At 71.8% G+C, this 24,944-nt stretch carries 22 protein-coding genes; 12 read left to right on the forward strand and 10 right to left on the reverse strand.

Annotation, left to right across the window (positions count from 1 at the left end):
- Genes E1262_RS00900 through E1262_RS00910 form a run of 3 tightly spaced genes read right to left on the reverse strand, consistent with a single transcriptional unit; the run spans position 1 to position 3,145 of the window.
- Entirely contained in the window at positions 1–825 is an 825-nt protein-coding gene (locus E1262_RS00900) for a carbohydrate ABC transporter permease (protein ID WP_132101146.1), read from the reverse strand.
- Entirely contained in the window at positions 822–1,778 is a 957-nt protein-coding gene (locus E1262_RS00905) for a carbohydrate ABC transporter permease (RefSeq protein ID WP_132101147.1), read from the reverse strand. Before E1262_RS00905 ends, E1262_RS00900 begins: the two co-directional genes overlap by 4 nt.
- Before the next feature lie 5 nt (positions 1,779–1,783).
- On the reverse strand, positions 1,784–3,145 hold the full coding sequence (locus E1262_RS00910; protein ID WP_132101148.1) for an ABC transporter substrate-binding protein: 1,362 nt from the start codon (positions 3,143–3,145) through the stop codon (positions 1,784–1,786).
- A 150-nt stretch (positions 3,146–3,295) separates the two neighbouring features.
- Between E1262_RS00910 and E1262_RS00915 the strand changes: the two genes are divergently transcribed.
- From E1262_RS00915 to E1262_RS00970, 12 genes are all read left to right on the forward strand, one after another.
- The gene (locus E1262_RS00915; protein ID WP_203453406.1) at positions 3,296–4,354 is read left to right on the forward strand and encodes a LacI family DNA-binding transcriptional regulator; all 1,059 of its coding nucleotides are present in this window, start codon (positions 3,296–3,298) and stop codon (positions 4,352–4,354) included.
- Between the two features lie 142 nt (positions 4,355–4,496).
- Positions 4,497–5,792 carry a PHB depolymerase family esterase gene (locus E1262_RS00920; RefSeq protein ID WP_132101149.1) on the forward strand — a complete coding sequence of 432 codons (1,296 nt, stop codon included), beginning with the start codon at positions 4,497–4,499 and terminating at the stop codon, positions 5,790–5,792.
- Positions 5,789–7,108 (forward strand): PHB depolymerase family esterase, encoded by a 1,320-nt coding sequence (locus E1262_RS00925; RefSeq protein ID WP_132101150.1) that lies wholly within the window; start codon positions 5,789–5,791, stop codon positions 7,106–7,108. The genes E1262_RS00920 and E1262_RS00925 overlap by 4 nt, the downstream gene beginning before the upstream one ends.
- Before the next feature lie 97 nt (positions 7,109–7,205).
- On the forward strand, positions 7,206–7,859 hold the full coding sequence (locus tag E1262_RS00930) for an alpha/beta fold hydrolase (protein ID WP_162605705.1): 654 nt from the start codon (positions 7,206–7,208) through the stop codon (positions 7,857–7,859).
- Between the two features lie 144 nt (positions 7,860–8,003).
- Positions 8,004–8,918: a GntR family transcriptional regulator YhfZ gene (gene yhfZ, locus E1262_RS00935; protein WP_132101152.1), complete on the forward strand. Its 915-nt coding sequence runs from the start codon at positions 8,004–8,006 to the stop codon at positions 8,916–8,918.
- A 28-nt stretch (positions 8,919–8,946) separates the two neighbouring features.
- The gene (locus tag E1262_RS00940; protein ID WP_132101153.1) at positions 8,947–9,327 is read left to right on the forward strand and encodes a PRD domain-containing protein; all 381 of its coding nucleotides are present in this window, start codon (positions 8,947–8,949) and stop codon (positions 9,325–9,327) included.
- A complete protein-coding gene (locus tag E1262_RS00945; protein ID WP_132101154.1) occupies positions 9,324–9,692 on the forward strand; it encodes a DUF2620 family protein in 369 nt (122 codons plus the stop codon). The genes E1262_RS00940 and E1262_RS00945 overlap by 4 nt, the downstream gene beginning before the upstream one ends.
- Complete coding sequence (locus E1262_RS00950) at positions 9,689–11,083, forward strand: YhfT family protein (RefSeq protein WP_132101155.1); 1,395 nt, start codon at positions 9,689–9,691, stop codon at positions 11,081–11,083. The genes E1262_RS00945 and E1262_RS00950 overlap by 4 nt, the downstream gene beginning before the upstream one ends.
- Positions 11,083–12,021 (forward strand): phosphotriesterase family protein, encoded by a 939-nt coding sequence (locus tag E1262_RS00955; RefSeq protein ID WP_132101156.1) that lies wholly within the window; start codon positions 11,083–11,085, stop codon positions 12,019–12,021. Before E1262_RS00950 ends, E1262_RS00955 begins: the two co-directional genes overlap by 1 nt.
- Positions 12,018–13,142: an aminotransferase gene (locus tag E1262_RS00960; RefSeq protein ID WP_132101157.1), complete on the forward strand. Its 1,125-nt coding sequence runs from the start codon at positions 12,018–12,020 to the stop codon at positions 13,140–13,142. Before E1262_RS00955 ends, E1262_RS00960 begins: the two co-directional genes overlap by 4 nt.
- Entirely contained in the window at positions 13,142–14,305 is a 1,164-nt protein-coding gene (locus E1262_RS00965) for an alanine racemase (protein ID WP_132101158.1), read from the forward strand. The genes E1262_RS00960 and E1262_RS00965 overlap by 1 nt, the downstream gene beginning before the upstream one ends.
- Positions 14,302–15,600, forward strand: coding sequence for a phosphopentomutase (locus E1262_RS00970; RefSeq protein WP_132101159.1), 1,299 nt, complete (start codon positions 14,302–14,304; stop codon positions 15,598–15,600). Before E1262_RS00965 ends, E1262_RS00970 begins: the two co-directional genes overlap by 4 nt.
- A 153-nt stretch (positions 15,601–15,753) precedes the next feature.
- Here the strand turns inward: E1262_RS00970 and E1262_RS00975 are convergent, their stop codons facing one another.
- From E1262_RS00975 to E1262_RS31590, 7 genes are all read right to left on the reverse strand, one after another.
- Positions 15,754–16,812: an ABC transporter permease gene (locus tag E1262_RS00975; RefSeq protein ID WP_132101160.1), complete on the reverse strand. Its 1,059-nt coding sequence runs from the start codon at positions 16,810–16,812 to the stop codon at positions 15,754–15,756.
- On the reverse strand, positions 16,809–17,873 hold the full coding sequence (locus E1262_RS00980; RefSeq protein ID WP_132101161.1) for an ABC transporter permease: 1,065 nt from the start codon (positions 17,871–17,873) through the stop codon (positions 16,809–16,811). Before E1262_RS00980 ends, E1262_RS00975 begins: the two co-directional genes overlap by 4 nt.
- Entirely contained in the window at positions 17,870–19,414 is a 1,545-nt protein-coding gene (locus tag E1262_RS00985) for a sugar ABC transporter ATP-binding protein (protein ID WP_132101162.1), read from the reverse strand. The genes E1262_RS00980 and E1262_RS00985 overlap by 4 nt, the downstream gene beginning before the upstream one ends.
- Positions 19,415–19,430: 16 nt before the next feature.
- Positions 19,431–20,429, reverse strand: a complete 999-nt coding sequence (locus E1262_RS00990) for an ABC transporter substrate-binding protein (protein ID WP_132101163.1) — start codon at positions 20,427–20,429, stop codon at positions 19,431–19,433.
- 133 nt (positions 20,430–20,562) lie between these two features.
- Entirely contained in the window at positions 20,563–21,585 is a 1,023-nt protein-coding gene (locus E1262_RS00995; RefSeq protein ID WP_132101164.1) for a LacI family DNA-binding transcriptional regulator, read from the reverse strand.
- Positions 21,586–21,795: 210 nt separating this feature from the next.
- Positions 21,796–21,957 carry a hypothetical protein gene (locus tag E1262_RS30080; protein WP_162605706.1) on the reverse strand — a complete coding sequence of 54 codons (162 nt, stop codon included), beginning with the start codon at positions 21,955–21,957 and terminating at the stop codon, positions 21,796–21,798.
- Between the two features lie 49 nt (positions 21,958–22,006).
- Positions 22,007–24,910: a helix-turn-helix transcriptional regulator gene (locus tag E1262_RS31590; RefSeq protein WP_132101165.1), complete on the reverse strand. Its 2,904-nt coding sequence runs from the start codon at positions 24,908–24,910 to the stop codon at positions 22,007–22,009.
- Positions 24,911–24,944: the final 34 nt, after the last annotated feature.

Raw genomic sequence — 24,944 nt, forward strand, 5'->3', positions numbered from 1 at the left:
TCATCCCTTCACAGAGCCCTGCAGGAGGGCGGCGACGAATCGGCGTTGGAAGACGAGGAAGACGAGGAGGGTGGGCGCCAGGATGAGCAGCGACCCCGCGCACAGAAGCGGAATGTTCGTGCCCCACTGGCCCTGGAACGCGCCCAGCGCCCCGGCCATGGTGCGTTTCGCGGGATCGTCGACGAGGACGATGGCGAGCAGGAACTGGTTCCAGCTCCACAGGAACATGAGGATCGCCAGCGACGAGATGGCCGGCATGGCCAGCGGCACGTGGATCCGCCAGAACTGCTGCCACACGCTGGCGCCGTCCATCTCGGCCGCCTCGGAGATCTCGTCGGGCACGTTGATGAAGTGCGCGCGCATCCAGAACACCGCGAACGGCATGAACAGGCCGATGAGCGGCAGGATGATCGCCCAGCGCGTGTTCAGCAGCCCCAGGTCCCGGATCTGATAGTAGAGCGGGGTGACGATGCCCTCATACGGAAGGGTCAGTCCGAAGACGAACAGCAGGAACAGCGCCCGGCGGCCAGCGATCCGCAGATGACCGATGGCGAAGCCCGCCATCGTCCCCAGCAGCAGTGCGACGGGGACCACCCCGGCCACGATCAGCGCACTCGACTCCAGGAGCGCGCTCATGTTCGACACCCGGAACGCCTCGGCGAAGTTGCCCCACTGCGGGTCGTCCGGCCACTGCAGCCCCAGCGGGTAGCTCCCCGACGGGTGCAGCGCGGTGACGAAGAGGCTGACGAACGGGATGATGGTCACCGCCATCAGCGCGACGAGGAACAGCCGGCCCGTCCAGGCCTCACGGCGCCCGACGATCACGATGTCTCCCGGGTGAGTCGCTGGATGGGCAGCACGCAGGCCAGCACGAGGACCATCAGCACGACCGCCAGGGCGGAGGCGACACCGACCTCACGGTTGAAGAACGCCTGCCGGTAGATCTCCAGGCCTGGAACCATCGTCGAGTTGCCCGGACCGCCCTGGGTCGAGATGTAGATGATGTCGAAGCTGGCCAGCGCCGCGATGACGGTGACGGTGACGCAGACACCGATCTCCTGCCGCACGCTCGGCACCGTGATCGAGAAGAACTCCCGCAGCGGCCCGGCGCTGTCGATCCGCGCGGCCTCGTACAGCGCCGGGTCGATCTTGCTCATCCCCGCGAGGAGGAGCAGCGTGCACAGGCCCAGCAGCACCCAGGCGCCGATGACGCCCACCGCGGGCAGCGCGGTGCCGAAGTCACCCAGCCAGGCACGGGTGACGCCCCCGAGCCCGACGGCGGACAGGACCTGATTGACCAGGCCGTCGGAGGCGAGCAGCCAGCTCCAGGTGATCCCGGCCGCGACCAGTGGGATGACCTGGGGAATGAAGATGACCGTCCGGGCCACCAGTGCGAGCCGGGTCGTGGCGATGCGCCGGATGGTGTTCGCGATGGCCAGCCCCAGCACCACCGGGACCACGCAGAAGTACAGGATGAGCTCGAACGCGTGGAGGATGGTGTCGAACAGCTCGGGGTCGGTGAAGACCCGCCGGTAGTTGTCGAGCCCGACCCAGGTCGACGCGCCGATGCCGTTCCACTGGTACAGGGAGTACTGGACGGTCAGGCCCATGGGCCACAGGACGAAGATCGTGTATGCCGCCAGCGCCGGTGCGGCGAACAGCCAGCCCGCCGTCTGCCGGGCGCGGCGTCGCGTGCGACGAACGGTCCAGCCGTTCGGCACCGTCGCCGGCGGGGACCCCGCGGCCTCGACCGCGGGATCCAGGATCGGCCGTGCCATCGATGTCAGCTCCCGACCTGACTCTCGTAGTCGCTCTGGACGGTCCGTAGCAGCTCCTCAGGGGTCTGCTCGCCCGCGAACAGCCGCTGCAGCTGCGGGGTCCAGCTCTGCGCGTAGATGGCGCCGGTGGCGTTGGCGATGAAGTCCATCGCGCCGTTGTCCTCGGCGATCTGTGCTCCCGCGGCGAGCGTCTCGGCGGTGACGGTGCCCTCCTGCACCTCCGGCATGGGGGCGTCGGGCAGGCCCATCGGGTGGGATCCGCCGACCTCGACGGCGACCGTCCGCGCCTCGGGATTGGTCGCCACCCAGTCGAGGAAGAACGCCGCGCAGTCGGCGTTCGCCGAGTTCGTGCCGATGCCGAAGGTCAGCGGCGCGGACATCGTCGCCAGCGCCCCGCCCTCCTCCGCCGACGGGAACAGGAAGAAGCCGACCTCGCCAGGCAGCTGCTGGTCGAGGTTGCCGGACTCCCAGTCGCCGTTGAACATGAACAGTCCGCCGCCGGCGATGAACTTGCTCATCATCGTGGCGTAGTCCATGGCGTTGGCGTCAGGGTCGAAGTAGCCGGCCTTGATCCACTCGTCGAGGTGCTGCACGGCTTCGAGGTTCGACGGGGTGTCGATGGTGGCGCCGTCCTTCTGGAAGATCCAGTCGTTGATCGGGCCCGGCTCGCCGTAGGCGGCCATCAGGTTCTGCAGCGGGAACGCGAAGCCGCCGGTGGCGCCGCCGTTGAACTGGACGATCGGCGTGACGCCGGCCTGCTGGGCACGTGCCAGGAGATCGTCGAACTCGGCCAGCGACGCCGGCGGCGCGGTCATGCCGATCTGCTCGGCGAGGGTCTTGTTGTAGAACACACCGGTCATGCTGAAGTTCAGCCCCATCGCGTACAACGATCCCTCGCCGCGCGGGCGGCCGCCATCGCCGAGCCGCAGCTGCTCCAGCTGCGATGCCGGCCACTGGTCCCAGCCGAACGCCTCGGCGTAGCCGTCGAGGTTCTTCAGCAGGCCGTCCTTGACCAGCTCCGAGACCTGTGGCAGCCGCATCAGGTCCGGCGGGTCGTCGGCCAGGACGCGGGGCGCGTTCTGGGTGATGACCGCGAACTGGTCCTCGCGGATCTCCCAGGTGACGTTGGGGAACTGCGCGGTGAACTCGTCGGTGAGCGCCGTCGGCATCGGGAACCCGGTCTCGAAGTAGGCGTTCATCGTGATGGGCTCGTCGCCGCAGGTGGGCGCGCCGGCAAGAGCGGCGCCCGTCCCGGTCTCCGACGGCTCGGAACTGTCGCTCCCGGGGCCACCGCAGCCGGCGGCCAGGGTGCCGGTCAGCGCGACGAAACCCAGCGCTGCGCGACGGCGGCTGATGCGACGCGACATTGCGTCTCCCTCGGTAGATTTGGGTGACCGACCGGCAGGTCCGTAGAGGCGAACGCCGGTTGCTAAATCGGATTAGCATCGTTAGTGTTTCCACGGCCGCGGCGGCGTGTCAAGCTTCGATCTCGCTTCGTTACGTTGGAGGTTCCTGGGGTGAGCCCACGACGGGTCACGATGGCCGACGTCGCCAGGCGGGCCGGCGTTTCGCCCACCACGGCCTCGCTGGTCCTGTCCGGGCGAGGGCGTGAGCTGCGGATATCCCAGGCCGTGGAGCAGCGGGTCCTCGCGGCCGCCGACGAGCTCGAGTACCGCCGGAACATCGTGTCCGTGGGTCTGCGCACCGGCACCACCCGGACCATCGGCTTCGTGTCCGACACCGTCGCCACGTCGCGGCTGGCCGGCGACATGATCAAGGGGGCGCTCGAGGCCGCACGCGAGCGGGGCGTGATGCTGTTCATCGGTGAGACCGAGGGCGAGGTCGATCTCGAACGCGGCCTGCTCCAGGCGATGCACGACCGTCAGGTCGACGGCATCATCTTCGCCTCGATGTTCACCCGGACGCTCAAGGTTCCCCCGGCGCTGACCTCCGGTCCCGCCGTCCTGCTCAACGCCGTCCCCAAGCCGGCGGCCGAACTCCCGTCGGTGGTCCCGGACGAGACGGAGGCGGGCCGCGCCGCGGCGCGCATCCTGCTCGACGCCGGGCACCGCGACGGCATCCACACCATCGGCGCCGGGCCGCGGGTCCGCGACGTGCCACCCGGGGCCCTGGCGGGCGTCGAACGCCTCGACGGCATCCGCGAGGTGCTCGCCCAGGCGAAGGTCGAGCTCGCCGGGGGCCGCGTCTGCCCCGACTGGCTGCCCGAGTACGGCTACGAGGCCACCCGGCACCTCCTCGAGCACGAGCGGCCCCGCGCGCTCATCTGCCTCAACGACCGGATCGCCCTCGGCGCCTACCAGGCGCTCGACGACTACGCGCTGAAGGTGCCCACGGACGTGTCCGTGGTCTCGTTCGACGATCACCCGATCGCCACCTGGATCCGCCCCAAGCTGACCACGGTCGCGCTCCCGCACTATGAGCTCGGCCGGAAGGCGGTCGACGTGCTCTTCGGTGTCATCGAGCGGCATCGGGACGGGGCGGCCGCGGGCCGCGAGAGTCATCGCGTGTCCATGCCGGTGCGGATCCGCGAATCCGTCGCGACGCCCGGGGCCTGACGTCGGCGCTCGGCGCCGGCCGACCTTGACAGCGGCGAGGGCGTCGCAGCACACTACCGAGCTAATCCGATTTAGCAGCGGATCTCACTACGTCTCGGAACCTCGCACCACGCGCAACGTCGCCCGACTGGACGGAGGTCCCATGATCACTCGCCGCCTCGCCGGCGCCGCCTTGGTCGTCGCCGCACTGGCCGGCACCTCGGCCACGCCGGTCTCGGCCGCCCAGCCGCCCGCCGGTCTTCCGCAGCAGGGCATTCAGAGCGTCACGGCGATCACGCAGGTCCACACCTACGGCCAGAAGGTCGACGCCGTCGCCGTCGAGTACTCGGCGCCGGTGAACCCGCGGGAGCTGGACCTCGACACGTTCACCGTGTCCGACAGCATCTACAACTTCCGCTACAACCCGATCGACGATCTCGGCGTCCGCGCCGACCGGACCATCACCCGGGTGTACACGAACGACATGATCGCGCTGAACCCGTACGGCCGGTCGACGCCGGGCCGCTACGTGATCGTCGAGCTCGCGCCCACGGACGCCGGCGGCAACACCGTCATCGCAGAGGGGCGCTACGTGAAGGTCAACCCCGACCAGCCGACACAGGTCATGCAGAACGAGGACGTGTACGCGCGCCCCGGCGGCGGGATCGGCCGGGGGAGAGTGCTGTCCGAGGCGTCGTCGACGGCGCATGCACTGACCGGCCAGTCCGTCGATCTCCTGGTCGACGACTTCGCGTACGAGACGTTCGTGCAGGGCGGCACGGTGCTCCCGTACGCCTACCACCTGCCCGACGACTACCACCCGCAGCGTGACTACCCGCTTGTCGTGATCCTGCCCGGCCACGGGATGGGGTGGAACGGCACCAACACCGGTGTCCAGGTCGCCGCCGACATCCCGGCGACCGCCTGGCTGCAGCCCGAGTGGACCGGCGCCGGCGAGGACGTCATCGTCCTAGCACCGCAGAACCAGCGGGTCGGCGCCGCGGCCGAGGCGGCGCTCATGGTCGCACTCGTCGAGAACTTCATGGGCCGCTTCAGCGTCGATTCCGAGCGCGTCTACGCCTCGACGGTGTCCTACGGCTCCACCCTCGCCTGGCAGACGCTGGCCACCGAGCCCGGCCAGTTCACCGCCGTGCTGCTCACCGGGGGATTCCGGGTCAGCGCCGACCAGGCGGCTCGGATCGCCGCCCACCCGACGCCCATCTGGATCACGCACGGCACCAACGACCACCTCCTCCCGGTGGCGTTCGCCCGCGACTCGGCCGTTCTGCTGCGCGACGCGTACGTGGCCGCCGGCGTCGCCCCCTCCGTAGCGGCCGACATCATCCGCTACACCGAATACGGCAACAACGCGTTCACCGAGCCGGACTACCACGCCGCCTACGGACCGACGTACGAGGATGCGTCGATCCTCCGGTGGCTGCTGGCCCAGGAGGGATGACCGTGTGCATCCGCCGGCTCGCCCTCGCGATCGCGACGGCCGCCGTACTCGCGGCGACCCCGTCCGCAGTCGCCTCGGCGGCGGACCCGACGCATGACCGCCCCGGCCGCGGCATCCAGGGCGCCACCGCGATCACGGAGGTCTACACCTTCGGCCAGAAGGTGGCCGCCGTCGCCGTCGAGTACGCCGCTCCCGTCAACCCGCGGACGCTCGACCTGGACACCTTCACCGTCTCGGACAGTCCGTACAACTTCCGCTTCGACCCGCTGGAGGACCTGCAGAGGCGCGAAGACCGGACCGTCACCCGGATCTACACCAACGACGCGCCCGCGCTCGATCCCGGCGGTGTCTCGGAGCACGGGCGCTACGTCATCGTCGAGCTCGACCCGGGCGACCGCGGCGGCAACACCGTCATCAGGTCGACCTGCTCCGGCTTCCTCTGCTACGAGAAGATCAACACCGACCTCCCGGCCGAGGTGGTGCAGAACGAGGACGTCTACGCCGCCTATGGGCGGCCGGGCGCCGGCCACGGCCGTGGACCGCTGCTCGGCGCCGGCGGCCCCACCCGGTACGGGCTCACCGGCGATCCGGTGAACCTGCTCGCCGACGACTTCCATCACGAGAGCCACCTCCACTCCGGCACGGTGCTGCCGTACGCCTTCCACCTGCCGGCCGACTACGACCCGGCCCGCGACTATCCGCTGGTAGTGGTACTGCCCGGCTGGGGCTCCGGGTACAACGGGGAGAATCGCGGTGTGCAGGTCGCGGTCGACATCTCGGCGACGGCCTGGCTTCAACCGGAGTGGACCGGCACGGACGAGGACGTCATCGTGCTCACGCCGCAGAACCCACGCGTGAGCACCGACGCCCAGTCCGCCGCCGTGGTGGCGCTGGTCCGCTCATTCATGGAGCAGTACAGCGTCGACACCGAACGCGTCTACGTCCAGGGCTTCTCCATGGGCACCGCCCTGGCCTACGACGCCATGGCCGACCATCCGGGCCTGTTCGCCGGCGCGCTGATCACCGCCGGCTTCGGTGTCAGCCCCGACCAGGCGGCGCGGATCGCCATGGCCCGCACCCCGATCTGGATCACCCATGGCACCAGCGACCCGGTGCTGCCGGTCGCGAACGGCCGCACCTCGACGCAGCGGCTGCGCAGCGCCTATGTCGCCGCCGGCGCCGAGCCCGCCGAAGCGGAGAACCTGATCCGCTACACGGAGTTCCCGGACGAGGCCTACAGCCTGCCGGACTACCACGCCGTGGTCGGACCCACGTACGAAGATCCGTCGATCCTCCGGTGGCTCCTGCAACAGTAGTGTCCGCAGCCCTTGGCGCGCCGCCGTGCACCACGCGGCGGCGCGCAGAGGTGCGGGCGGTGGGCCGCACCGACGCGGACGACTAGGGTCAGGTGCCGTGACCCCCATCCTGTTCTTGTCCGGTGCCGGCCTCCGCACGTGGATCTGGGACGACGTACGCGCCGCGCTCGAGGTCGAGACCCGCGTCGCAGGCCGCCCCGGTGCCGACGCCGGGCTTGACGAGTACGCCGACGCGGCTCTGCGGACCGCTGAAGGGTGGGCGTCCTTCCGGGTCGTCGCGCACTCGATCGGCGGCGTGGTCGCCTCGGCGCTGGTGGCGCGCGCGCCCGAACGTGTCTCCGGCGTCGTCGCGGTGTGCGCGTCGGTGCCTGAGGTGGGCTCTTCGTTCATCGGAGCGCTCCCAGTGCCCCAGCGCTACGTGATGGGGCTGGTGACACGGGTGCTCGGCACGCGTCCGCCCGACTCGGCGATTCGCAAGGGCCTCGCGGCCCGCCTCGAACCGGAGCTCGCCTCGCGGATCGTGGCCGACTTCGCGCCGGAGTCGAAGGCGCTGTACCGTGATCGGGTCCCGGAGCGACGCTTTCCCGCGAGCTCGACCTACATCCTCACTGAGAGGGACAGCGAGTACCCGGCCGCGCTCCAGGAGCGCTACGCCGCCCGGCTGGGTGGCGACGTGGTCCGGCTCGCGACCGGGCACCTTCCGATGCTGGAGGATCCGGCCCGGCTGACCGAGGTGATCGGTCGCCAGTGATGACCGGGTCAGGTGCCGGCCAGCCGGCGTCCTCTGGGCATGCCCGCGTTGTGGGCACCGTCGCTGCGGCCCTGCGTCCAGGCTAGGCGCGGAGCGTCGGCACGTGTTCTGGCCAATATCCAGAATTCTGGATAGTATGCCCGCATGTCGCGCATCCAGATGCTCATGTCGAAGGCCGGGGCCGTCGCCCACCTCCTGGCCGTCGAGCTATCCGCGGCATCTGCAGGCGACCGTATGGCCACGGTTCAGGAACTCAGCGAGCGGTACGAGGTCGGCAAGGGCACCGTCCAGGCGGCGTTGGCGCTGCTCGAGGAGGCCGGCGCGGTCGAGATCCGGGCGCGCGGCAAGCTGGGCACCTTCGTCGCGGCCATCGATCACGGGTTGATCTGGGAGTTCGCCGGCGGTCGGTCGATCTCGATCGCCATGCCGCTGCCGTACTCGCGTCGCTATGAAGGCCTCGCGACAGGGATCCACGCGGCGTTCCAACACGCTGGCGTGCCGCTGACGTTGATGTTCGTGCGCGGAGCGGCCGACCGCATGCGGGCACTGCGTGAGGAGCGGGCCGACTTCGCCGTGATGTCGCGGTTCGCGGCGCTGTCCGATCCGGAGCTGGACATCGTCCGCGACTTCGGCCCTCACTCCTACGTCGGCGCACATGGCCTGGTGGTCGCCGAGGGGCGGGCGCCGGACGATCCGCAGCTGCGGGTCGCCGTCGACCCGGCGTCGGTCGACCAGGCAGAGCTGACCGCGGCCGTGTTCCCCGACCTTCCGCCGCAGCGGCGGGTCGAAGTGTCCTACAACCAGCTGAACAGGTACTTCGCCGACGGGCTCGTCGACGCCACGGTGTGGAACCTCGACGAGATCGACGCTCACATCTCCAGTCCGGTCACGGTCCATCCGGTCGAGGGGCTCGAGGACGATGCAACCACCTCGGCCGTCATCGTCGCGCGCCGGGACGCCGAAGCGGTGCCCACCGCGGTCGGGGCCGCGCTCGGGGACGACGTCGTCAGGACGGCGGCGGACGACGTCGTGGCCGGCCGGCTGATCCCCACGTACTGAACCCACCCATCTATCGACGGAGCGATGCATGGACGACCGACTCCGCCTGCGCCTCGGCATGTTCGGTGAGATGGCGCAGACCCCGCCGGGTGTCGTCGAGTTCGTGGCGAGCGAGCTCGCCCTGCTCGAGCCGGATTTCGAGGTCACCGACGACACCGCGGGGTCGCTGACCTCGCATCTGGTCGCCGCGCTGGGGCGGATGGTGCGGGGCGAGCCGGACATCGACCCGCCGGCCGACCTGGTTTACCAGCAGGTCGTGAATGAGGTTCCGGCCGCCGTGGACGCCGCCGCGCGGGTGTCCGACCGTGCGGAATCCGCGCTCGGCGTTCCGCTCTCCGCCGTCGAACGGCAGTACCTCAGCCTCCATCTCGGCGTCCTGGCGCTGACCGCAACCAAGGAGAACCGATGAAGATCATCGCTGGTGGAGTCGCGAAGACCGAGGTCGCGGAGGTCCTGCGACCACTGCTCCGCCCCGGCGACACCGTCGTCGTGGGCACGGACATGGACGCGGCCGTCCAACTGCGCTCCGGTGAGGCGGACTACTACCTCGGGACGTGCCACACTGGCGCCGGCGCGAGCCTCGGCGTGCTCGTGGGCCTGCTCGGTTCGGACAAGACGCACACGTTCGGCCGGTCGCTCCCGTCCGTGGAGACGATCCAGGCCGCTGTCGACGAGGGCAACCTCGCCTTCGGGTTCTCCCTGGATCAGGCGCAGGAGGTCGTGCCGGCGCTGTGGGCAGCGCTCGACGAAAGACGGCAGAGGGCAGACTCATGACCCTCCTTGCCGCCACCGAGACCTCGTCCGTCTCGTTCGAGCCATGGCAGGGCGCGCTGGTCATCGTGCTGTGCGCGTTCGCGGCGCTCATCGCGAACGCGGCGCTCGCGGTCTTCAACGACGGCGCCCGGCCGTTCCTGCTCGACTACATCCAGGGCCGGTCCACACGGCTGGCCACCGCGACGATCGTCACCGGTCTCTCGGCCGGGTTCATCTTCGGCCTGGGTGCGCCGATGGCGCTGTCCACCGGGGTGCTCAATCCGTGGCTGGTCTTCCTGCCGGTCGAGATCATCGGCCTGGTGGCACCGTGGCGGTGGCTCGCGGCCACCGGCGGCGCCGCCTGGGGCGCGGTCTGCGTCTTCGGCCTCAACGCCGCCAACTCGGCCGCCACCTCCCTGCCGATCGACTTCGTCACGGCCTTGCAGCAGATCTCCACCCCCATCCTCTGGCTGTTCACCCTCTTCCCCGTGCTGGCGATCACCCGCCAGTTCGGCCGGGTGAAGGGCCTGGCCACGTTCGGTGCCGAGGTCGCCGTCGTCCTGCTGTCGATGAACGTCTGGCCGGACCTGTTCCCCGGCTCGCTGGCCATGGCAGTGGGCGTGGTCATGCTGCTCGGATTCGCACTCACCCAGGACCGGTCCGCCCGTCGCGCCGAGCAGCTGGTGCTGGCGGGCAGCTCCGCGGCCGAGCGGGCCGCGCACGACGAGCAGCGGGCCGCGACCGCCGCGGCCTCTGATCAGCTGTTCGGTCCCAACGCGGACCGGCTGCGCAAGAACGTGCTCCCGCTGGGCCTGCTCGGCGGCCTGGTCGCGGCTCTGGCGGCCAGCGGCATCTTCGGTGGCGGCGAGGCGACCAGCTTCCTGGTCGCCGACGGCTCGTACTCGGAGGCCGCCCAAGTCGACTTCCTGCGGGCCTTCGGCTTCGTGCCGCTGATCGCCACGACGGCGCTGGCCTCGGGCGCGTACGCGATGGCCGGGTTCACCTTCGTCTACCCGATCGGCTACCTCGCCCACGTCTTCGTGGACGCCTGGCCGCTGGCGATCGCGGTCGCGTTCGTGCTGGGCGCGCTGGTCATGTCCGCCGAGGTGCTGCTGCTCAGCGCCGTCGGACGATGGCTGCAGCATTGGCCGAGCGTGCGCGAGTCGGCCGACCACATCCGGCACGCCATCACCGAGTCGCTCTCGCTGGCGATCCTGGTCGGCTCCCTGATGGCCGGCCTGGCCATGGGCGGCGGTCTTGGCATCGCGCTGGTCGGTGGCCTGTACCTGCTCAACGAAGCGATGGGACGTCCGGTCGTGCGGATGGCGTCCGGCCCGGCGGCGGTCATCGTCGGCGGCATCGTGCTCAACCTGCTGTATCTGGTCGACCTCGTCGCCCCGGTGAGCGGCTGATGCCGATCACGACGGCCAGCGGCCGCGTGCTCGCGCCGGCGGACGTGCCCGGCACTGTCCTCGCCCACGAGCACCTGGTCCTGGACCTCACCCAGCCGGGCGACCCCGGAGCGCGAGTGAGCGACGACGCCGCGGTGGCGGCCGAGCTGGCCGCGGCCCGGAGCGCGGCCGGGCTGGGCCTCGTCGTCGACCTGACCTGCCGCGGGATGGGCGGCGACCCGGCGCGGGCACGCGCGATCGCGGAGCAGGCCGGCGTCGAGGTCGTGCTCGCGACCGGGTGGTACTACGACCGGTTCCACCCGGACGGCGAACCCGGCGACTCCGTCGAGCGCGCGACGCAGCTGCTGGTCGACGACGTCTATGACGGCCTCGGCGGCGGCGCGGTGCGTACCGGGATCCGCCCCGGGGTGATCGGCGAGATCGGCAGCCACGGCGAGCAGGCCAGCCCGTCCGAGCGGGTCGGCCTGGTCGCGGCCGCCGGCGCCGCGCTGCACACCGGCCTGTCCGTCGCCACCCACGCCCACCTCGGGCGCGGCGGACTGGAACAGCTGGATCTGCTCACCTCGGCAGGCATGCCGCCGCACCGCATCTGCATCGGCCATCAGGACCTCATCGACGACCCCGGCCAGCACGGCACCATCGCCGCCGCCGGTGCCTACGTCGCCTTCGACACCGTCGGCAAGGCGTCCTACCAGCCCGACGAGCAGCGGATCGAGCTGCTGCTCGCCCTGCTGGACGCCGGCCACGCCCGGCGAGTGCTGCTCAGCAATGACATCTCCCGTGACGCCTACCTGACCAGCCGCGGCGGGCAGGGCTTCGGCCACGTGCTCGGCCCGTTCCGCGCTGCGCTCGCGGCCCGCGGCGTCGACCCGCCGACCCTCGACCTGCTCTACCGGACGAACGCACTGCGCTGGCTGGACGGAATGGAGGAACCATGACCCCGACGCCCGCGCGCCCATCGCTGCCCCAGACCACGACGCTGCCCATCGCGACCGCCGACGACGCCCTGGCGGCGCAGCAGCGCCTGGTCGCGGCGGTCGCGACCCACTTCACCGACGGCGCCCTGTTCCGCGCCGACATCGGTGTCGTTCCCGGTCTCGGCCGGCCGGACACGACCGCGCGCGCGGAGGCGGCGCTGGCCGACGCGTTCGGTGCCGAGGACGCCTGCCTGGTCCAGGGCGCGGGCACCGGTGCCATCCGCGCCGCGCTCTCCGCCGGCCCGTGGTCGCAGCAGCGGCGGCGGATCATCGCCCACGACGCACCCGACTACTCGACGACGGCGACGACGTTCCGCGACGGCATGGCCGAGCTCGTCCGGGTCGACTTCGACGACGACAGCGCCCTCGACGCCGTCCTGGCCGGCGACCCGGCGCGCTGGGTCTACGTCCAGCACTCCCGGCAACGGCTCGCCGATCGGCACCAGCCCTCCAGCGTGATCGCGCGGGCGGTCGCGGCCGGCCGCGGGGTCGTCGTCGACGACAACTACGCGGTCTTCCGCACCCCGCGGATCGGCGTCGAGCACGGCGCCACCGTCTCGGCGTTCTCCCTGTTCAAGCTGCACGGGCCGGAGGGCGTCGGTGTGGTCGTCGGCGACGGCGAACTCGTCGGCCGGGCCCGGGCGGCGAACTACTCCGGCGGCGGCCAGGTCCAGGGCGGCCAGGCGCTGGCCGCGCTGCAGGCGCTGGTGATGGTGCCGCTGAACTGGGCCGCGCAGGCCCGCGCCGTGACGGAGCTGGCCGGCCGGTTGGCGGCCGGCGAGGTGCCCGGTGTGGTGGACGTCCGGCTGGCCAACGCGCAGGACTTGTGCGTCGTCGCGCTGCTGGACCGGCCTGTGGCGGCTCATGTGCCGGCGTGGGCCGCGCGATACGGTGCGGCACCGTTCCCCGTCGGCTCCAACTCGCGGCACGAGATCACGCCGCTGGTCTACCGGCTGTCGTCGTCCACGCTCGCCGCCCAGCCGGAGCTGGCGGACTGGGCGATCCGGGTCAACCCGATGCGTGCCGGCGCGGAGCTGACCGCACAGATCCTGCGGTCGGCCCTGGCCGAGGGGGACCGTTGATGTTCCTGGCGATGACCGAGCGGCGCAATCCACCGCTCATCGAGGCCGCGATCGACCTGCACCGCTCCGGCGCCATCGAACCGGACACGTACGTGGTCGACCTCGACGCGGTGGACCACAACGCGGCCGCGCTGGCGGCGACCGCCGCGCGGCACGGCGTGCAGCTGTGGTTCGTCGCCAAGCAGTACGGCCGCAACCCCCTCATCACCGCCACCGTTGCCCAGCACCTACCGATGGCGGCCGCGATCGACCATCGCGAGGCCGCCGCGCTGCTCGACGCAGGCGCCCGGCTGGGTAACCTGGGCCATCTCGTCCAGGTGCCGCGCCGCCGGCTGCCCGGCCTGCTCGCCGAGCGGCCGGCCTACGTGACGGCGGCGGATCGGCAGAACCTCGAGGCCATCGCCGCGGCCGCGCGCGGACTCGGTCGGGTCCAGCCGGCGCTGCTGAAGATCCGGGGCGCGGCGGAGTCGACATTCCCGGGCCAGGACGGCGGCTTCGAGCTCGACGAGGTCGCCGGTGTGCTCGAGTACGCCGCGCGGCTGGACGGGGTACGCGTCGCCGGCGCGACCGGGTTCCCCTGCCTGAGCTTCGACCCCGTCGCGGGCCGGCCCCGGCCGACCGGCACGCTGCGCCGGGTGCTGGCCGCTTCCGCGACCATGCGCGAGACGGGCCTCGACCCGGTGCTGTCGCTGCCCAGCCACACCAGCGTCAGCACGATCCCGCAGATCGAACGCCTCGGCGGCACCGTCGGCGAGCCCGGCCACGCGCTCACCGGCACGACACCCGAGCACGCCGTCGACGCCGGCCTGACCGAGAGGCCGGCACTGGTGTACGTGTCCGAGGTCGCCCAGCTCGGCTCGGCACCGAGCGTGTTCGGCGGCGGCTTCTACAGCCGCGGACGGGCCCGCGGCCTGCTCGTCGCCACCGACAGCGGCCTGCGCCGGGCGACCCTGCACGACACCCCGGCCGGGAGCATCGACTACTACCGGCGGTTCGACTGGGCCGGCGACGGGACCGCGGCGCGAGTCGGCGACACGGCGGTGATGGCGTTCCGTACCCAGATCTTCGTCACGCGCTCCCGGGTGGCCGTCGTCTCCGGGATCGCCTCGGGACGGCTGCGGCTGGAGGGCGTGTTCGACGCGCTCGGGAGCCGGGTCGGATGAAGCCGAGTCACCTCGAACCAGCGGGGCGCTCGGCCACCGTTCTCATCCTCGACGGCTTCGGCAGCGGGGCGATGCCGGACGTGGCCACCGTCTGGGAGTCGGACACGGCAGCAGACACCGTCGCCGCCGTCGCGACCTGGTCGGTGCGTGAGCGGGGCCGCCCGCTGCGGGTGCCACACCTGGCCGGGCTAGGACTGGCGGCGCTCCGGCCGGACCTGAGCGACGTGCTCGCCGCTCCGCTCCCGCTGCTGCGCGCCGCCGGTGCCCGGGCCGGACTCGGCTACCCCGGCGCGGACTCCTTCGCCGGCCATCAGACGCTCATGGGCGCCGACATGTCCCACGTCGTCCTGTGCCGGCTGGCCGACCGGATCGACGTGGTGACGGCGGCGCTGCGGGCACGCGGACACCGGGTGCGGCCGCTGGACCACCGACCCGTGCTCGTGGTCGACGGGGTCGCGCTCGTCCACGACAACCTGGAGGCCGACCCGGGGCTGAACTGGAACGTCTCCGCCCGCCTGGGCGATCTCCAGTTCGCCGCGATCCTCGAGATCGCGCAGATCGTGCGCGAGGTGGCACCGGTCGCCAGGGTGATCGCCGTCGGCGGCCACTCCGACCGGCCACTGGCCGCCGCCGTACGTCCCGGCCCTGGCGACACCGTCGGGCTGGACACCCCGGCCAGCGGCTTCTACCGCAACGGCGGGCTTCGGGTGCAGCACCTCGGCGCCCAGGTCGACCACGCCCGCCAGCTGCACGAGGCGGCGGCCCGATCCGGCCACCGGGTGGTCCTGATCGGAAAGGCCGCGGACCTGCTGGTGACGGACTCGCCGGTCGACCGGCGCCCGGGCGTGGACACCGCCGCCGTTCTCGCGGACGTCGCCCGCGCTGCGGGGCACGGGCTCGTGGTCGCAAACGTCCAGCAGACCGACCTCGCCGGGCACTCGCAGGACCCCGCCGCGTTCGCCGACCAGCTGGAGGCGGTCGACCGTGCGCTGCCCCGGATCGTCGAGCGGCTTGGCCCTCGGGACCTGCTGGTCGTCACCGGCGACCACGGCAACGACCCGACCGCCGGGCACCCGTTCCACACCCGCGAGTGGGTCCCGGTCCTGGCCGGGACGGGGACCGAGGGCGGGACGGGCGCGTCGATGCGCCGAGGCCGTGACCTGGCCTCGCTGGCGGACATCGGCGCCTCGGTCGCCCACTGGCTGGGACTGCCCGCTCAGTCGACCGCCATTGGTGTCGCCGGCGACCTCGTCGCCGGAACCTCGGCCGAGCCGGCTCACTCCGGGCTCGGCTAGGACCCTTCTCGCGAACAGCGGGGTCGGCAATCGCTTTCCGGTGCGTTGGCGCGGGCCATCACCAGGATTCTGCGAGCGTCAACACGATCGCAGGCGTAGTGCGACACGCGTTTTCGTAGTGAACGTGATCATTCCGGCCCCGCGGCGCGGCCGCTACCCCTGTTGTTCTGCTCGGCGCCGGGCGGCGAGGACGCGCTGCAGGATGACGAAGACCAGCAGGATGCCGCCGGTGATGATGGTCGTCATCTCCGGACGGATGCCGCCGTCGCGGGTGATGAGGACGTTCATCAGGCCGAGCACGAGCGCGCCCACCACCGAGCCGAGCACGAAGCCGGTGCCGCCGGTGAGCAGCGTGCCGCCGATGACGACCGCCGCGATCGCGTCCAGCTCCCAGCCGATGCCGGTGATGTTCTGGGCGCTGCCCAGCCGCGACGTGTAGACGACGGCGGCGATGCCGGCGAGCGTGCCGCTGATCACGTAGATGCCCAGTTTGGTGGCCGGCACCGGCAGGCCCATGAGCGTGGCCGACTGCTCAGAGCCGCCGATCGCGTAGACGGTGCGGCCGAACCGGGTCCGGTGCAGCACGAGGAACCCGAGGACGACGATCACGACGGCGGCGACAACGCCCGGCGTGATCACCAGGTCGTTCACCTTGTCGCCGTCGATGATCTTCAGCTGGGTCGCCAGCTCGCGGATCGAGGAGTCGTCTGCCAGCCGCTCCGGGACGGTGCTCAGCATCGATGCGAGCCCGCGGGCCAGGAACATCGTCGCCAGTGTCGCGATGAACGGCTGTACCCCGAAGTACTGGATGAGCACGCCCGAGACCAACCCCAGCGCCGAGCCGATCAGCACCATGACCAGCACGGCGGCGGCCGGATGCCAGCCCGCGTTGGCCAGCATGACCCCGGCGACGCTGCTGAACGCGATGACGGCGCCGACGGACAGGTCGATGCCGCCCGTGAGGATCACGAACGTGAGCCCGACCGCGAGAATGATCAGGTGAGAGTTGTTGACCAGCAGGTTCGACAGCGTGCTGAACTGCACGATGCGCCCGTAGGCGGCCTCGCCGTAGATGATCATCCCGACGAAGATGAGCAGCGCCGCCACGGTGGGCAGCGCGCTGAGCCGGGCGCCCAGCCGGTCGGCCAGCGAGCGGCGCGACGGAGCGGGGCCGGGCGCGGACCCGGTCGGCGGTCGAGTGGTGACGGTCATGCCGCAACGGCCTCCTTCTGCGACTGCGCCCGGAGGGCACGGCGGTGTCGGAACAGCGACCGGACGCGCTCGGACTGCAGCAGGCAGAGCACGACGATCACGATGGCCTTGAACGCAGGGGTGGCCGAGGCCGGGATGCCCAGGAACACGACCGTCTTGTCCAGCGTCGCGATGAGCAGCCCGCCGATCACGGCGCCGCCGATGGAGAACTTGCCACCGGCCAGCGACGTCCCGCCGATGACGACGGCGAGGATCGCGTCCAGCTCCAGCTGGTAGCCGGTGCGCGACACGTCCACCGTCATGACGCTGGCGGTGGCGAACACGCCGGCGATGCCGGCTAGCAGGCCGCTCGCCGAGTACACCGTCAGCTGCAGGTTGCGCCGCTTCACGCCGGCCAGCCGGCTGGCCCGCGAGTCCATGCCGATCGCCTCGAGCATGAGCCCGAGCGCGCTGCGCCGCACGAGCAGCGCCACCAGCACGACGATGACGATGGCGAGCAGGAACACTACGGGGACGCCGACGATGTAGCCGTTGGCCAGCCAGGCGAACGAGTCGTTGTCGGCGGTGGTGTTCTGCCCGCCGGTGATGACCTTCGCGATGCCGCGACCGGCCAGCATCATCACCAGCGTGCTGATGAACGGCTGCAACCCGACGACGGAGACCAGGACGCCGTTCACCGCGCCCAGCGCCGTGGCGATGCCGAGCGCGACGGCCAGCGTGAGCACTGCGTCGCCGGTGGTACCGTCCATGCTGCTCAGCAGCTCCATCGACACCGCGCCGGCCACCACCATGATCGAGCCGACCGAGAGGTCGATGCCGCCGGTGGCGACCACCAGGCACATGCCGACGGCGATCATCAGGATCGGCGCGGAGGCGCGCAGGATGTCGATGAGGTTCCCGGACAGGTGCCCGGTCTCGCTGTTGTAGCCGATCGAGAGATACCCCGGGTCGGAGATGACGTTGATCGCCAGCAGCAGCACGATGGCGACGACACCCCAGAACGCCTGGTTGCGCACGATCGCGCCGCGCTTGGCGGCCAGCCGCGAGGCCACGTCGGTCATTCGGAGTCACCTTCCTCGTCGTCGCCTTCGTCGGCGATGACGGCGACGATGGTCTCCGCCGTCACGTGCGGGCCGTTCTCGAGCTCGGCGAGCTTGCGGTGGTCCTTCATGACGATGATGCGATCGCTGAGCCGGACCACCTCCTCGAGCTCGGAGGAGATGAACACGACGGCCACGCCCTTGGCGGCGAGCGCGGCGACGGCGGCCTGGATCTCCGCCTTGGCGCCGACGTCGATGCCGCGGGTGGGCTCGTCGAGGATGAGCAGGTCCGGCTCGGTCGCCAGCCACCGGCCGAGCAGCACCTTCTGCTGGTTGCCGCCGGACAGGAGCTTGATCGGACGCTCCGGGTCGGCCGGCCGCACGTTCAGCTCGGTCAGGTACTTGCGGACCAGCGCGTCCTGCTCCTTGCGCGACAGCGGCCGGAACCAGCCGCGCTTGGCCTGCACGGCCAGGACGAGGTTCTCCCGGACGGTGAGGTCGCGGATGACCCCCTCGTCGCGCCGGTTCTCGCTGGAGAACGCGATGCGGTGGGCCAGCGCGGCAGTCGGCGAGTGGATGTCGGTCTTCTTCCCGCGCAGCCAGACGGTGCCGCTGTCGGGTTTGTCCGCCCCGTACAGCAGCCGGGCCAGCTCCGTCCGCCCGGAGCCGAGCAGCCCGGCGAGGCCGAGCACCTCGCCCTTGTGCAGCTCCAGGTCGGTCGGCTCGGACGAGCCCTTGCGGCCGAGGTCTTCGGTGCGCAGCAGCGGCTCGCCCCGTGGCTCGTAGTGGTGCGACTGCCGCTCGCTGCCCAGGGAGCGCAGCGTCGCGAAGTCCTTGCCGATCATCTTCGAGATCAGCGTGGTGCGGTCCAGCTCCCGGGTCGGGTACTCGCCGACGAAGCCGCCGTTGCGCAGCACGGTGATGCGGTCGCTGATCGCGTAGACCTGGTCGAGGAAGTGCGTGACGAACAGGATCGCGACGCCCTGGTCACGCAGCCGCCGGATGACGGTGAAGAGGTTGGCCACCTCGTTGGCGTCCAGGCTGGAGGTCGGCTCGTCGAGGATGAGCACCTTCGGCCTCGTGACCATGGCCCGGCTGATCGCGACCAGTTGCTGGATGGCCAGCGAGAGCGTGTCGAGCGGGCGTCGCAGGTCGAGTTGCTCCAGGCCGAGCGTGGCCAGCACCTCGGCCGCCGCCCGGTGCGTCGCCTTCCAGTTGATGCCGAACGGGCCGCGTACCTCGTGCCCCAGCATCACGTTCTCGCCGATGGACAGGTTGGCGCAGAGGTTGACCTCTTGGTAGACGGTGGCGATCCCGGCCGCCTGGGCGTCGGCGGTGCCACCGAAGTGGCGCTCCTCGCCGGCGACCAGGATTCGCCCCTCGTCGATCTTGTAGACCCCGGTGAGCGCCTTGATGAGCGTCGACTTCCCGGCCCCGTTCTCGCCCATGAGGGTGTGCACCTCGCCGGGGAACAGGCGGAAGTCGACGGCGTCGAGGGCCTTCACCCCTGGGAACGAGATCGAGATGCCGGTCATCTCGACGATCGGTGGCGCTCCGGTCATGACGACTCCCGGGTCCTCAGTACTGGCGGCTTGGCAGCGCGGCCGTCGCGGCCTCGGGCGAGTCGAAGGTCTCGCTCGGCACGACGATGTACGGCTCGACCTCCTCGCCGTCCAGGACCTGGTTGACGACCTCGAGCAACGTCTCGCCGAACAGCGGGTTGTACTCGGCGACGAAGCTGAGCCGGCCCTCGCCCAGCGCCTCCAACGCGGGCCGGGTGCCGTCGATCGTGGCGATCTTGACGTCGACGCCCGGGGTCAGGCCGGCCTCCTCGACCGCGATCGCGGCGCCGAGGCCCATCTCGTCGTTCTGTGCGAAGACCAGCTGGATGTCGTTGTTGTTGGCCCGGAGCACCGTCTCGAAGACGCTCTTGGCCTCCTCCGTCGACCAGTTGGCGGTTTGCGCGCCGACCTTCACCAGGCCCGGGACGGAGGAGACGGTGTCGTCCCAGCCCTTGTTGCGCTCGTTGACGACGGAGACGCCGGCCGGGCCCTCGAGCACGAAGTAGTTGCCGCCGTCGGGGAACTGCGAGACCGCCCACTGGGCGACGGACGTGCTGACCTCGTAGTTGTCCGGCGCGATCCGGGTGACGTAGAGGCTGTTGTCGTCCGGCTCGATGCCGCGGTCGACGAGGATGACCGGGATCTCGGCCTCCTGGGCGCGGCGCAGGGAGTCTTCCCAGCCGGCGCCTTCCGTGGCCGAGAGCAGGATGACGTCGACGCCCTCGTCGACGAACGAGGTGAACGCGTCGATCTGGGACCGCTGGTCGAGGTTGGTCGCCGGCGCGTACTTCAGCTCGAAGCCGGCCTCTTCGGTGAACGTGTCCTGCACGTTCGCCTCGTTCGCCTGCCGCCAGCCGCCTTCGGGGCCGACCGCGACGAAGCCGACCGTGACGAGGTCGCCGCCGCCGTCGCCGCTGGTGCTGGTGTCATCGTCGCCTCCGCCGCATGCGGCGAGACCCAGGGCGAGTGCCCCGGTGACCGCGAAGGCCCGTGCGACTCGTGGGATGCTGCGCATCGATCTCCTCCTTGAGACCCGTGCCTTCCGGCGTGGTTCGTGGGGCATGCCGACATAGACATGTCGGGAGAACGGGCGAGATGTTACCGGGAACACCTAGGGTGCGCAAGATGTGAAATTTTACTGTTATCCGTCACATACTTCGAGGCCGGGCCGTCGATTCGCGCACGATGAGCTCCGGTGCAATCCGCGAGCTCCGCTCGCTGCGGTCGCCCTCGAGCGCCGCGACGAGGAGCTCGACCACGAGCGTCCCCAGCGCGTGGAAGTCCTGCCGCACCGTCGTGAGGGTGGGCAGGAAATGCCGCGACACCGAGAGGTCGTCGAACCCGACGACGCTGACGTCCTCGGGAACCCGGATGCCGCGGTCGCGGAAGCCGTGCAGGATGCCCAGCGCCATCTGGTCGTTCGCGGCGAAGATCGCGGTGAACGGCGGCAGTTCGTCGAAGGCGACCGCGAACTCGTACCCGGAGTCAGCCGACCAGTCGCCGACGAACGCCGGCGGGATGTGCAGGCCGGCCTTCTTCAGGTGGGCGTGCCAGCCGCGCTCGCGCGCCCGCGCGTCCAGCCAGTCGAGCGGGCCGGCGACGTGCACGATCTCGCGGTGGCCGAGGTCCATGAGGTGCTGGACGGCGAGCGTGGCGCCCAGGCGCTGGTCGACTGACGCGGTGAGGAAGTTGGCGTCGTCGTCGGCCTTGACGATCAGCGTCGGCAGGCCGTCGGTCAGCTCGCGCAGCACGTCGACGGAGGAGGCGCGCGGCGCGATGACGCAGAGCGCGTCGATGCCGTGCGCGGTCAGGTAGGACATGGCCTCGCGCGGCCGCACGCCGTCGTCGTCGGGGGAGGCGGCGACGGAGCTTACGGAGTAGCCGGCCTCGCGCGCGGCGTGCTCCACGGCGCGCAGCGTGCTGTCGGGTCCGATCTCGACCGGCCGGTCCACGATGACGCCGATGCGCCGCGACTTGCGGGTGGCCAACGCCCGGGCGGCGCTGTTGCGCTGGTAGTTGAGCTCCTCGACGACGCGCAGGACCTTCTCGCGGGTCTCCGGGCGGATGTTGGGGTGGTCGTTGAGGACGCGGGAGACGGTCATGTGCGAGACGCCGGCGAGGGACGCGATGGACCGCAGGTTCGGCTTGTCCTCCGAGTTCCCGGCGCTCATCTTCCCTCCCACGCTCGGCACGACGCACCGCGGCGGCACAGTGCCGGGACTCCGGCCGACGTGACGTTACCGGGAACATAGCGCACGCGACAATCCCGCGTTGCCGCGACGCGCCTACGGGAAAAGGTGAAGCGGCTGGTCAGTGGGGACTCTGACCAGCCGCTTCGCGTGCCGTGACGGCCGGCGAGCGATGTCAGCCGGCGCCACTCCTCACACTGGAAGCCAGCCGTTGTCGTCGTCAGGATCGCTGCCGGCGGCGGTCGGCTCCGCGTCCGGCCCGGCCGTCGCGGCGGCGCCGTCGGGCTCGTTCGGAGACCCGTCGGAGCCGCGGCGGCGCTGCGGAGTGAGCTGGGAGCCGGGGCTGTCCTCCATGACGTCCAGCCTGGTCGCCGTGGCCGCCCGCAGCTATGCCCAGTTTCGGTCAATTTTGGTCGAGCTGGTGTGCGATGGCGGCCCGGGACCGGACCCCGAGCTTGCGCATCGCCGTGGTGATGTGCCGGGCGACGGTGTTGACCGACAGGTAGAGCTCGGCGGCGATCTCCTTGTTCGACCGGCCCTTGGCCGCCAGCTCGGCGACCTCCCGTTCCCGCGGCGACAGCTGCGAGCCGTAACCGCGCCGGCCGCCGCGGTGGCGGGCCGGGACGGAGAGCCCGTGCCGGCGGGCGGCCGACGTGGCGCGGCCGGCGTCCCACTCGGCGCCGAGGTCGCGGTAGGCGGCCAGCGCGGCCAGCAGCGCCGCACCCGCGTCCGGCGCGGACGGCCACGACGTGAGCAGCGCGGTCGCCGCGAGCTCGCGGGCCTGGGCCGCCTCGTACGGCGCGCGCAGCGGTGCGTAGCGTGCGGCCGCCGCAGCGAACCGGTCCGCCGCACCGGCGGGGTCGTCGCGGCCGAGCCGGACGAAGCCCTCCGCGTGCGCCAGGGCCGCCGGCGCCAGTGGCGCGTCCAGCCCGTCGATGCGGGCGGCGAACGACCGCACCGTCCGCTCCGCCTCGGCCGGACGTCCCGCCGCGACCATTGCCTCGGCGACGGCCGGCAGCACCCGGACGGCTGGGGCGAGCACGCCCTTCGGCTCGGCGGCGGCCAACAGGCGGCGACCGCGGTCGAGGACGGTGTCCGCCTCACCCCGGGCGACGGCGAGCCGGAACAGCGCCGCGGCCGGGATCGGCAGCAGGTCGAACCCGCTCAGCTCGTCGGCCAGGTCGACCGCCGCGGTCAACGCGGCGGCCGCGCCGTCGAGGTCGCCGCGGGCGAGCGCCAGGCACGCCGCGGCCGCCTCGCCGTCGATGCGGGCGCGGGGGTTGCCGGCCAGCTCGTCCATGAGGACGGCGGCGTCGTCGGCCAGTCCGTCCCACGAGCCCTGGCAGTAGCGCAGCAGCACCAGTCCGGAGCGCAGGCTGCGTTCCATACGCGTCTCGATGCGCGCGCCCTCGCCGCCGGCCGCCGCCGTCAACCCGGCCGTCAGGAGCCGGTCGGCCAGCTCGTGGTGGCCGGCGTACGTCGCCTGGGTGCCGATGGACCAGTACGCGTTGATCTCGCGGCGATGGTGCGGGTCGCCGCCGGTCTGCCGCTCGACCCGGCCGGCGGTGTCGCGCCACGCGGGGTCGCCGGTCGGCACCTGCACCATGGCGATCTTCCCGAGCAGGAACACCTGGAACGCGTGGTCGGGGATCTCGGGCACGACCGTCAATGCGCGCCGCAGCCAGGCGCGGTGCTCGGCCGGGTCGCCGTCGCCGGCCATCGGGATACCGAGGACCACCATGGCCCACGCCTTGAGGTCCGGCCGGTGGTCCAGGTCGGCGACGGCGTCGGCGAACAGCTGGTGGGCCCGGAGCAGTTCGGAGCCGGCGTCGTGCAGCAGCCCACCGAGGCGGAACCGCAGCTCGCCGCGGACGGGCGCCGGCAGGTCGTCCTCTTCGAGAACGGCGCTGAGCAGGTGGGCGGCGTCCTGCGCCCGGCCGGCCTCGACGGCGGCCTCGCCGAGCAGGACGGCCAGCCGGCCACGCCGCTCCGGCGAGGCCGGCGCGTGCCGCAGGACGTCCTCGAGGATCCGGACCGCCTCGGCGTCGTTGCTCAGCTCGAACGCCTGCTCGGCGGCCCGTTCGGCGGCGGCCACCCACTCGTCCAGCCGGCCGGCATGGCGTAGGTGGTGGGCCAGCTGCCCGGCCGGTGCAGGGGCGGCGGCCGCGAGCTCCGTCGCCGCCCGGTCGTGCAGCAGCAGCCGGCGTGGGCCGGCGAGTTCCTCGTACACGGCCTGCGCCGCCAGCGGGTGCCGGAACCCCAGCGCGTCGCCGTGCTCGGCCAGCACCCCGGACTCCAGCGCCTCGCCGACGGCGTGCAGCGCCTCGGCGCGCTCCAGCGGCGCCGTCGCGACCAGCAAGGAGAGTGGAACCGGCACCTGCAGGACGGCGGCCGCCTCGGCCACCTGCCGGGCGGCGCCGCCGAGCCGGGCGACGCGCTCGAGCACCGAGTCGCGGATCCGGGTCGGGACGTCCAGCTCGTCCAGTGCTCGCCGCGCCCACCCGCCGCCGCGCCGCTGGACCAGTGTGCCGCGTTCCTGGAGCAGCGCCACCAGCTCCTCGACGGCGAACGGCAGGCCGGACGTGCGCTCGCACAGGTACGACGCGAACTCGCCGGACACGGCGTCCACGCCGATGATGGACGCCGCCAGCGCACCGACGTCGGCCGGGCCGAGCGGCGCCAGCGTCACGTTGGCCAGGCCGGTCCCCGCGGGCAGGCCGGCGGCGAGCGCCCGGACGCGCGGATCGACCGACTCCGGCCGGTAGGTCACGACCACCGAGAGCTCCGGCAGCGACTCCGCGAGCAGGTAGCCGACGAAGTCGCCGGTCTGCTCCTCGGCCCAGTGCAGGTCCTCGAGGATCAGGACGGCGGGCCCGGCCGACGCGAACACGTCGACGAAGCCGCGGAACACCCGGTGGCGCTCGGCGGCGCGGTCGCCGAGCGGTTCCGGCGCCGGTGGCAGGACGTGCCCCAGCTCCGGCAGGAACGGCCGCAGCGCACCGGCCACGGGCGACAGGTCCAGGTCGCCGAGATCGTCGCCGAGCCCGCGCACCGCCTCGATGACCGGGCCGAGCGGGAACGGCTCGCGCAGCGCATGGCAGCGGCCCGGGAGCGGACGCCGCCCGGCCCGCGTCGCCGCGGCGGCCAGCTCGCTGACCAGCCGGGTCTTCCCGATGCCGGCCTCACCGGCGATGACGACGAGTGCGGGGGAGGCAATGACGGCCTCGACGGCCCGGCGCAGCTCACCGTCACGGCCGACGATGGCCGGCGCGACCAGCCGGTGCGGAGCGTCGCTCGTCTCAGCCATGCCGTCCAGGCCCTCGGGTCGGAAATGCCGGGAG

Source organism: Jiangella aurantiaca, assembly GCF_004349105.1.
GTDB lineage: Bacteria > Actinomycetota > Actinomycetes > Jiangellales > Jiangellaceae > Jiangella > Jiangella aurantiaca.

What these genes read in the sequence shown, in the direction of transcription:
- E1262_RS00905 (WP_132101147.1), bottom strand. Translation starts at nt 1,778, where the DNA reads ATGGCACGGCCGATCCTGGATCCCGCGGTCGAGGCCGCGGGGTCCCCG.
- E1262_RS00910 (WP_132101148.1), bottom strand. Translation starts at nt 3,145, where the DNA reads ATGTCGCGTCGCATCAGCCGCCGTCGCGCAGCGCTGGGTTTCGTCGCG.
- E1262_RS00920 (WP_132101149.1), top strand. Translation starts at nt 4,497, where the DNA reads ATGATCACTCGCCGCCTCGCCGGCGCCGCCTTGGTCGTCGCCGCACTG.
- E1262_RS00925 (WP_132101150.1), top strand. Translation starts at nt 5,789, where the DNA reads ATGACCGTGTGCATCCGCCGGCTCGCCCTCGCGATCGCGACGGCCGCC.
- yhfZ (WP_132101152.1), top strand. Translation starts at nt 8,004, where the DNA reads ATGTCGCGCATCCAGATGCTCATGTCGAAGGCCGGGGCCGTCGCCCAC.
- E1262_RS00940 (WP_132101153.1), top strand. Translation starts at nt 8,947, where the DNA reads ATGGACGACCGACTCCGCCTGCGCCTCGGCATGTTCGGTGAGATGGCG.
- E1262_RS00945 (WP_132101154.1), top strand. Translation starts at nt 9,324, where the DNA reads ATGAAGATCATCGCTGGTGGAGTCGCGAAGACCGAGGTCGCGGAGGTC.
- E1262_RS00950 (WP_132101155.1), top strand. Translation starts at nt 9,689, where the DNA reads ATGACCCTCCTTGCCGCCACCGAGACCTCGTCCGTCTCGTTCGAGCCA.
- E1262_RS00955 (WP_132101156.1), top strand. Translation starts at nt 11,083, where the DNA reads ATGCCGATCACGACGGCCAGCGGCCGCGTGCTCGCGCCGGCGGACGTG.
- E1262_RS00960 (WP_132101157.1), top strand. Translation starts at nt 12,018, where the DNA reads ATGACCCCGACGCCCGCGCGCCCATCGCTGCCCCAGACCACGACGCTG.
- E1262_RS00965 (WP_132101158.1), top strand. Translation starts at nt 13,142, where the DNA reads ATGTTCCTGGCGATGACCGAGCGGCGCAATCCACCGCTCATCGAGGCC.
- E1262_RS00970 (WP_132101159.1), top strand. Translation starts at nt 14,302, where the DNA reads ATGAAGCCGAGTCACCTCGAACCAGCGGGGCGCTCGGCCACCGTTCTC.
- E1262_RS00975 (WP_132101160.1), bottom strand. Translation starts at nt 16,812, where the DNA reads ATGACCGTCACCACTCGACCGCCGACCGGGTCCGCGCCCGGCCCCGCT.
- E1262_RS00980 (WP_132101161.1), bottom strand. Translation starts at nt 17,873, where the DNA reads ATGACCGACGTGGCCTCGCGGCTGGCCGCCAAGCGCGGCGCGATCGTG.
- E1262_RS00985 (WP_132101162.1), bottom strand. Translation starts at nt 19,414, where the DNA reads ATGACCGGAGCGCCACCGATCGTCGAGATGACCGGCATCTCGATCTCG.
- E1262_RS00990 (WP_132101163.1), bottom strand. Translation starts at nt 20,429, where the DNA reads ATGCGCAGCATCCCACGAGTCGCACGGGCCTTCGCGGTCACCGGGGCA.
- E1262_RS00995 (WP_132101164.1), bottom strand. Translation starts at nt 21,585, where the DNA reads ATGAGCGCCGGGAACTCGGAGGACAAGCCGAACCTGCGGTCCATCGCG.
- E1262_RS30080 (WP_162605706.1), bottom strand. Translation starts at nt 21,957, where the DNA reads ATGGAGGACAGCCCCGGCTCCCAGCTCACTCCGCAGCGCCGCCGCGGC.
- E1262_RS31590 (WP_132101165.1), bottom strand. Translation starts at nt 24,910, where the DNA reads ATGGCTGAGACGAGCGACGCTCCGCACCGGCTGGTCGCGCCGGCCATC.